The organism is Mesorhizobium sp. M7A.F.Ca.US.006.04.2.1 (assembly GCF_004022915.1).
GTDB lineage: Bacteria > Pseudomonadota > Alphaproteobacteria > Rhizobiales > Rhizobiaceae > Mesorhizobium > Mesorhizobium ciceri.
In genome coordinates this window covers 1-7,327 of record NZ_RZQA01000259.1, presented here as the reverse complement: position 1 = coordinate 7,327, position 7,327 = coordinate 1, and the positions used below count along the sequence as shown (strand labels likewise).

Here is a 7,327-nt window from a genome sequence, read left to right as displayed (position 1 = left end):
GCTGCCGTGTCGGCCGCCGGCAGATTGGCCAACAGGTTGCGAAAATCGTCGAAAGGCAGTGCGCTGGTCATCTTGTTATCGATCATTCCCTGGATTTGGTAAGCGGCATAGCCGCCTTGCGGGGTTGGCACAACCTCTGGGATGATGGGCCTGCATTTGCCGCAAAGCCGGCCCCGAAGGGCGCAATCGCGAGGGCTTGCATTGGCTTTGCCGTTGCACCATGTGGAGGTGGAACAAGGGATTGCGGATGGAAGCCCAAGAGAAAGTCATGACGGCCATCGAATCCCCGTGCATCCTGGTCTGTTCGATCGACATGAAAACCGGCTTCTGTTTCGGGTGCGGCCGCACGCGCGAGGAAATCGGCGCCTGGATCGGGATGACGCCGGAAACGCGCCGCAGCGTCATGGCTGAATTGCCGGCCCGGCTGGAAACGGTCGAGCGCCGGCCGCGCCGGGAAACGCGCCGCACCCGCATGGCGCGCGAACGCGACGCGCTGTCGTGAGGTGCGGATGAGCCGGTTGTTCTGGATATTGATGGCCGCGATCGGGGTGGGAGCAGTCCTGCTCATGCTCAACGATTCCGCCGGCAGCACCCTCGGCGTGGAGAACAACGATTTCAGCCGGCTGATCTGGCTCGGCGCCTTTGGCGCCCTTATCGGCGCCGGCCTGCTTCGCTCGGGCCGACCCCTGGGCGCCATGGCCCGCAACTTAGGCGCCTGGGCGGCCATCGCGCTCGCGCTGATCGCCGGCTATCAGTACCGCTATGAGCTGCAGGATGTCGCCAGCCGGGTGACCGCGGGCCTTGTTCCCGGCAGTCCGCTGGCCCTGGGTATCGAAGACGGTCACGCCACCGTAACGCTCGACAAGGCGGACAACGGCCATTTCGAAGCGCGCATCCTGGTCAACGGCAACCCGGTCCGGGCCGTGGTGGATACCGGCGCGACCAGCACCGTGCTGACGTCCGAAGACGCACAAGCCGCCGGATTCAATCCAGCGGCGCTCAACTACACCATACCGGTTTCGACCGCCAACGGCATGGCACGCGCCGCGGCCGTGAAAACCGATCAGATTGCGATCGGCGGCATCACGCGCAGGGATATGTCGGTGATGATCGCCGCACCCGGCATGCTCAGCCAGAGCCTGCTCGGCATGAACTTCATCGGTTCATTGTCGGGTTTTGACGTGCGCGGCGACCGCATGATCCTCAGGGACTGATCCCGGAATCTCAAGCCGCTTCGGCTGCCGCTCCGCCGAGTTCGACGGCCGCGAAAGCCGCCTTCAGCACGTCCGGGCCGGCGCCGGGTTTTGTCGCGTCGGTGGACAGGATCTGCCGGTAGCGGCGCGCGCCGGGCAAGCCATGGAACAGTCCGACCATGTGGCGGGTGACATGTCCAAGCCGCCCACCCAGCTCGATATGACGTGCCGCATAGTCCGCCATCGTATCGATCAGCGCGGCGAAATCGAAGGGCTCGGACTGGACGCCGTAGAAAGCGGCATCGACGCCAGCCAGAATGCCGGGCGTGTGGTAGGCGGCGCGGCCAAGCATGGCGCCGTCGACATGGCCGAGATGCGCCAACGCCTCTTTGATCGTCTGAATGCCGCCATTGATGCCAATGAATTCGTTAGGTTTTCTAGCCTTCAGCCGATAGACCCTGTTGTAGTCGAGCGGCGGGATGTCACGGTTTTCCTTGGGGCTCAGCCCTTCCAGCCACGCCTTGCGTGCATGCACCCACAATGCGTCGGCGCCGGCGTCGAAAACTCCATCCGCCAACGCATCGAGGGCCGGCTCCGGATCCTGCTCGTCGACGCCGATGCGGCATTTGACGGTCACGGGAATTGTCACCGCCGCCTTCATCGCCGCGACACAGCCGGCAACGAGGTCCGGCACCTTCATCAGGCAGGCGCCGAACGTGCCCGACTGGACGCGGTCTGACGGACAGCCGACATTGAGGTTGATCTCGTCATAGCCAAAGGCCTCGCCGATGCGCGCCGCCTCGGCAAGTTTTTCGCGATCCGAGCCGCCGAGCTGCAGCGCGACCGGATGTTCTGACGCATCGAAGCCGAGCAGCCGCTCGCGTGCGCCATGGATGACGGCGTCGGCCACCACCATCTCGGTGTAAAGCAGCGCATGGCTCGACAGCTGGCGGTGGAAGAACCGGCAATGCCGGTCCGTCCAGTCCATCATGGGTGCAATAGCCAGTCTATGCTCTTGATTTTTCAGCATTTTTTCTTTAACATCAAATCGTTAAAACCTGCCGAGTGCACACGAATTTACGCCAGAATACGACCCTTTTCGCCACGTTTCGATCTCTCAGTGCACACAGAGCGCACACAAAAAATGGCCACCTACACAAAACTCTCGTCCGGTTCCTGGCGTGTCCAAGTCCGTCGCAAGGGTCGCTACGTCAGCGAGACCTTCCTGCGCCGAGACGACGCACGGCGCTGGGCAACCGAAGTCGAGCGCCAAGTCGATCGTGGTGAGACGCCGACCAAGTCCCGTATAGCGCGCCTGAAAACTTTCGGTGAACTCATCGACCTTCATATCGACGACATGTGCGATGTAGGCAAGTCCCCTCGCCGCTCCAAGGCCGCGGCTCTCGATATGCTCCAAAGACATCTGGGGAAGTGCAACATCGCGGCTCTCGATCGCGAACGGCTCATTCGTTTTGGGCGCGACCGGGCCGCCCAAGGTGCCGGACCGATGACGCTCGGCATCGACATCGGCTTTGTAAAACTCATTCTGGCTCATGCTGCTGCGGTGCACGGCCTGCCCGTCAAGGTCGAACCGGTTGAGCTCGCGCGTATTGCCCTAAAGAGGCTTGGCCTCGTTGGTAAGGGCAATCAGCGCGACAGGAGGCCGACCCAGGATGAACTCGACAGGCTCATCGCCCACTTCGATGCAAATCCTCGTCAAATAGCGCCGGTTGGTCAGATAATACGTTTCGCCGTCGCAACCGCAATGCGCCAGGAGGAAATCTGCAAGGCGCGGTGGTCCGACGTGGACGCCCGCACGCGGATGCTTCTCATCCGTGACCGGAAAGACCCGCGAAACAAAAACGGGAACAATCAACGCATACCCTTGTTCGCGGCAACTGGGTACGACGCATGGGCCATTGTCGAGGACCGACAGGCCAAGCGAAGCAATGACGATGATCGAATTTTCCCATTCAATCATAGGTCAGTCGGCACTGCCTTCCGTCTAGGGTGCGCTGACCTGGACATCCACGACCTTCATTTTCATGACTTGCGGCACGAAGGGACAAGCCGCCTTTTCGAGGCCGGATTCACGATCGAACAGGTTGCGCTGGTAACGGGGCACAAGGACTGGAAAATGTTGAAGCGCTACACCCATCTGAAGCCGGAGGCTCTCCACGCGCTGTTGGCAGCGCGCGCCGCATAGATATGAGTGTCGTAAGGTTTCACGAAAGAACACCATTCGATTGTATCTAACCCATCTAGGCCATTGATCTAGCTGGGTTTTTTCTTACTTTAGACGCACAATATCGACCCACGGGCCGTCAAAAAGTTACGCTCTTGATTTTAAAGGGAAAATCGCCGCGGAAAATATTTTGAGGTTTCACCAACTATCGGGATCAATCGGCGATTTTTTGCACTTACGCCGTTCGACGGCGTGCCCAAGTCGTCAAGCTACCTATTCGCCATCACACACGGCCCGGCGCCGCTGATGGCAGGCGGGCCTTATTGGCGGGCGCTACTTGCCATGCGCGCCCTCGATGTCGCCGAGGACGCTAAGCGGGAAGCCGTTTGACATGGTAGGAGCCGCCAAATGGCCTGTTGCCGCCGACATCCTATTGTTGCGCGATTTCATCGAGGAAACAGCCTATCAGGGCGTTCTTCATGAGCTTGCGGTTGGCGATCGCCGAAAACTCCGTCTTCTTGGCGACGTTGCTAGTCAGGATCGGCCGGATGTCTCCCCGCTTCTCCCAGATTTCCGCGAAATGGGTTGGGAGAAAGCCAAGATAGCTTCCCGACAAGATCAGAAACAGCACGCCTTCGGTGACATGCGAAATCGCTTTCAAGGACATGTTCATGCGATCGACATAGGACCGCTCCGCCTCGGAATAGCCGTGCTGGACGAAGGCCCGTCCGGAAAGGTCAGCGATCTGGATGTCGCTGTCGGCAATCTGGAAGAGGGGGTGCCCTGCCCCGCAGTAGAGATGGCTCACTTCCTCGAAAAGAGGCACAGCCGAGATGTCCGCGTGCTCCGATTCCAGGACCGTCACACCGACATGGATACGCATCTCCTGGACGCCGCGGGTTATCTCCGCGGACGATCCGGAGATAATCCTGATGCCGACGTCCTTGTGTTTGCCGCAATAGGCCGAGATGGCGCGATGCAGAGGGGACTCCGACTGGGTGACGATCGTGTCGACCAGTCCAATGTACAGTGTCCCGGTCAGGCCGGCCATGGTGTCGTTGATCTGCGAACGGAAAATCTCCAGCGAGGCAAGCAACTGGCTCGTCGCGGAATAGGTCCGCTCGCCTTCCGGCGTCAGGCTGAAGCCCGATCGGCCCCGGTTGCACAGCCGCATGCCGAGACGGATTTCCAGATCGCTCATCTGCTTGCTGATCGCGGATTTAGATGCGCCCAGTTCGACTTCGGCGGCAGAAAAGCCGCCGCAATCGACTACGGTGCGGAAAATACGGAGCAACTTGATCTCGGCGTCGCCGATCTCACCCGTGAAAAGTCGATGTGGCCAGTTCATGCTTGATCATTGCTCAGGCGGAGCACTGTTTGTACCCGCCTGAGCAATACTAAGGGACCGCTGTGGCGCCTACAAGCTGCCCGCGGATGTCGGACTGCGGTCAGCTCACAAGGCTGCTCGGATGGCAGCCAGTCCCCGCCTGATGTCGTCGGCCGAGTTGTAGAAGTGCGGCGAGAAGCGGATGAAATCCTTCCGGAGCGAGGCGATCACATTGTTTTGCTTCAACGTCCTTGCAAATGCGGCGCTGTTCTTGCCTGCAAAGCGCGCGGCGACGGTTGCAGAGCGCTGCTTCGGATCCTTTGGACCCAGCACTTCCGCGCCGAGTTCAAGCAGCCCGTCAACCAATTGTCTTGAGATTTTCGCGTTGTGCGCCTGGATCGCGGTGATGCCCGTGTCCAGCAGGTAGCGCAGGCTCACCGTCGCGCCAATCGCGGTGCCATAGGCCATGGTTCCGAATTCATAGCGCTTCGCTCCCTTCGGCAGTTCAATTCTGTCCGCCTGGAAATCCCACATATCCTTATGCGACCGCCAACCCAGCAGGCCGGGGTTCATGTCCTGCATGCGAGGCGAAATATACGTCAGGCCTGTTCCGAACGGACCACACAGCCATTTGTATGTGGAGGTTGCCACGGCGTCGATGCCGCTGCCCGCGGCATCGACCATGACCTGCCCGGCCGACTGCGTTCCATCAACGACGCAGAGAGCACCATGGCGGTGTGCTTTGTCCGCAATCGCCTTGAGGTCATAGACCTGGCCGGTTCCGTATTCGACATGCGAAATGCAAACGACGGAGGTGTTGGCATCGATCGCGCCAAGCAATTCATCCATATCGATGGCCATACCATCGCGTGGCTTGACCCAGCGCATCTCCGCACCCGTGTGCTGCGCGACCCGCATCCAGGGGTAGACTGTGCTCGGATGGGTTATGGATGTGGCCACAATGGTCGATCCTTTTTTCGGCATCGCCGCCCAGGCCAGCGACGACATCAACACAGTCTCGCTGGAGGCGACCGCGATGTCGGCAGGTGTCGCATTGAAGAGTTCCGCAGCGGCCGCGTTCAGGTCATCGAAGCATTTGACCTCGGATTCCTCATCGAACGTCACAGTTCCGTCTTCGGCGAGTTGCGTCTGCCAACGATTGATCGCTTCGGCCGCCGTCTTGTGCGTCAGCCCGACCGATGCGGCATCGAGATACACGTAAGATTGCGCCGGCGGAAAGACTTCCAGCGATGCCAGTCGGCCCTCGTTTGCGTAGTTGTCCAATGTCTAGCTCCCTTCAGGATCGTGTTGGTTTCAGATGCGACAGGTATTTGCGCTCGAGCTGGCGGAATGCCGCTGTGATCAGGAAGGTGAGCGCAAGGTAGAGGAAGGCGGCGGTGAGCAGGCCTTCGGCAGCGAGATAATATTTGTTGTTGAGCATCCGGCCGGCGCCCAGGATGTCGATGATGGTGATGGTGCTTGCCACCACGCTGCCATGCAGCGTGAAGATGACTTCGTTGGAAAGAGGTGGCAGCGAACGTCGCCAGGCGGACGGGAAAACGATCAGCCAGAACAGCCGGACGCCGGATAGACCCAGAGCTTTGGCGGCTTCAACTTCGCCTTTGGGGACGCCTTCGATCGCACCTCTCAGGATCTCCGTGAGATATGCGGCGGAGCAAAGCGTGATCGAGAGGAATGCGCACCCCCATGCCCCGCGCAGGACTGGCCAGAGAAAAGAATGGCGTACGAACTCGAACTGCGCGACGCCGTAATAGAGGAGATAGAGCTGCACAAGCAGCGGCGTACCGCGGAAAACATAGGTGTAGCAGAACACTACCCTGTTGAAGACGCGAAGTTTTTGCGCCCGGATCACCGCGAGAGGAATGGCGATCACGACGGCGAGTAGCAACGGTAGTGTGACCAGCAACAGGGTGTTGATGAACCCCTTCGCAAAGAGAGGCCAGTTGGCGGCGATAACACCGAGATCGATCGGTGAAAAATCCTGGAGCTTCGACCACGCGGTTTCCATGTCAGACGGTCTCCGCCACGCGAAGCCGTCTGGCGAGAAAGCGCAGTCCCACGTCGGAAGCGATCGTCAGGCCGAGATAGATGATCAAAACGATGAAGATGAAGGTGAATGGCTGGTGCGTTGCGCGTCCAGCCGCGTTTGCCTTATTGACGATGTCCTCCAGTCCCATCACTGACGCCAGGGCAGTTGTCTTCATCAGGCTCAGCCAGTTGTTGGTGAAGCTCGGCATGGCGTTGCGCATGAGTTGGGGCCAAATGACCAGCTTGAAGAGGATCCACCCGTTCATGCCGAGCGCCTTGCCACCTTCGCTTTGACCGCGCGGTATCGACAAATACGCACCGCGGAACGTCTCGGTCATGTACGACCCGAAGATGACGCCGATTGCTGCAACGGCCACGGTGAACGGGTCGAGCTGCAGCGTGTCCCACAACCCTGTCGCGTCACCGATCCGGTTAACAACCGCCTGGCCGCCATAGTAGAGCAGCAGCATCAAGACCAGGTCCGGAACGCCCCGGACCAAGGTAGTGTAGGTCTCGGCCGCGCGGCGCGCGGCCGAGAATTTCGATGATTTTGCCCAAGCTCCGATCAGGCCC

8 protein-coding genes are annotated in these 7,327 nt (G+C 60.1%); 3 read left to right on the top strand and 5 right to left on the bottom strand.

Translation table 11 applies throughout. The features are described from left to right. The first annotated feature begins 268 nt into the window (after positions 1-268). Complete coding sequence (locus EN925_RS15765) at positions 269-502, top strand: DUF1289 domain-containing protein (RefSeq protein ID WP_024503316.1); 234 nt, start codon at positions 269-271, stop codon at positions 500-502. A 7-nt stretch (positions 503-509) separates the two neighbouring features. Continuing rightward, positions 510-1,214, top strand: a complete 705-nt coding sequence (locus tag EN925_RS15760; RefSeq protein ID WP_013531717.1) for a TIGR02281 family clan AA aspartic protease — start codon at positions 510-512, stop codon at positions 1,212-1,214. 10 nt (positions 1,215-1,224) lie between these two features. Here the strand turns inward: EN925_RS15760 and dusA are convergent, their stop codons facing one another. Then, on the bottom strand, positions 1,225-2,223 hold the full coding sequence (gene dusA, locus EN925_RS15755) for a tRNA dihydrouridine(20/20a) synthase DusA (RefSeq protein ID WP_127369528.1): 999 nt from the start codon (positions 2,221-2,223) through the stop codon (positions 1,225-1,227). A gap of 114 nt (positions 2,224-2,337) precedes the next feature. On the opposite strand from dusA, the gene EN925_RS15750 reads away from it, so the two are divergent. Then, the gene (locus tag EN925_RS15750; protein ID WP_128336685.1) at positions 2,338-3,399 is read left to right on the top strand and encodes a site-specific integrase; all 1,062 of its coding nucleotides are present in this window, start codon (positions 2,338-2,340) and stop codon (positions 3,397-3,399) included. Positions 3,400-3,808: 409 nt separating this feature from the next. Here the strand turns inward: EN925_RS15750 and EN925_RS15745 are convergent, their stop codons facing one another. The 4 genes from EN925_RS15745 to EN925_RS15730 all read right to left on the bottom strand — a co-directional run bounded on the left by EN925_RS15745 (position 3,809) and on the right by EN925_RS15730 (position 7,320). Continuing rightward, positions 3,809-4,726 carry a LysR family transcriptional regulator gene (locus EN925_RS15745; RefSeq protein WP_127369631.1) on the bottom strand — a complete coding sequence of 306 codons (918 nt, stop codon included), beginning with the start codon at positions 4,724-4,726 and terminating at the stop codon, positions 3,809-3,811. A gap of 105 nt (positions 4,727-4,831) precedes the next feature. Beyond that, on the bottom strand, positions 4,832-5,923 hold the full coding sequence (locus tag EN925_RS15740; RefSeq protein ID WP_164753784.1) for an aminotransferase class V-fold PLP-dependent enzyme: 1,092 nt from the start codon (positions 5,921-5,923) through the stop codon (positions 4,832-4,834). A gap of 79 nt (positions 5,924-6,002) precedes the next feature. After that, complete coding sequence (locus tag EN925_RS15735; RefSeq protein WP_127369633.1) at positions 6,003-6,734, bottom strand: ABC transporter permease subunit; 732 nt, start codon at positions 6,732-6,734, stop codon at positions 6,003-6,005. Position 6,735: 1 nt separating this feature from the next. Continuing rightward, a complete protein-coding gene (locus tag EN925_RS15730) occupies positions 6,736-7,320 on the bottom strand; it encodes an ABC transporter permease subunit (RefSeq protein WP_245487228.1) in 585 nt (194 codons plus the stop codon). Between the last annotated feature and the right edge of the window lie 7 nt (positions 7,321-7,327).

Excerpts from the sequence above, each read along its gene's own strand:
- EN925_RS15765 (WP_024503316.1), top strand. The coding sequence starts at position 269 with ATGACGGCCATCGAATCCCCGTGCATCCTGGTCTGTTCGATCGACATG.
- EN925_RS15760 (WP_013531717.1), top strand. The coding sequence starts at position 510 with ATGAGCCGGTTGTTCTGGATATTGATGGCCGCGATCGGGGTGGGAGCA.
- dusA (WP_127369528.1), bottom strand. The coding sequence starts at position 2,223 with ATGCTGAAAAATCAAGAGCATAGACTGGCTATTGCACCCATGATGGAC.
- EN925_RS15750 (WP_128336685.1), top strand. The coding sequence starts at position 2,338 with ATGGCCACCTACACAAAACTCTCGTCCGGTTCCTGGCGTGTCCAAGTC.
- EN925_RS15745 (WP_127369631.1), bottom strand. The coding sequence starts at position 4,726 with ATGAACTGGCCACATCGACTTTTCACGGGTGAGATCGGCGACGCCGAG.
- EN925_RS15735 (WP_127369633.1), bottom strand. The coding sequence starts at position 6,734 with ATGGAAACCGCGTGGTCGAAGCTCCAGGATTTTTCACCGATCGATCTC.